This window comes from Bacillus cereus group sp. BfR-BA-01379 (assembly GCF_022663605.1).
GTDB classification, from domain to species: Bacteria; Bacillota; Bacilli; order Bacillales; family Bacillaceae_G; genus Bacillus_A; species Bacillus_A mobilis.
Genome location: NZ_JAKUFT010000349.1, coordinates 1 through 211 on the forward strand (window position 1 = coordinate 1; position 211 = coordinate 211).

Consider the following 211-nt stretch of genomic DNA (forward strand, 5'->3'; position numbering starts at 1 on the left):
GATACATGAAGCAACAGAAGTAGAAGAACAAGGTAAAGAAGAATCGATAGAAGAACTGGAAGCTCCAACTAACCCGGAAACACCAAAGGTAACAGAAGAACCGAAAGAGCTAGAGAAGCCAGAAGTTACGGAGAAGCCGGAAATTCATGTAAAACCAGAAGAAGAGCAAGTTGAAGAAGAAATAACAGAAGAAATCAAAGAAGAAAAACCG

General features: G+C 39.8%; 1 pseudogene. It reads left to right on the forward strand.

Features of this window, described 5'->3' with window-relative positions:
* Positions 1-211: pseudogene (locus MR113_RS28195) on the forward strand (hypothetical protein); the annotation flags it as partial.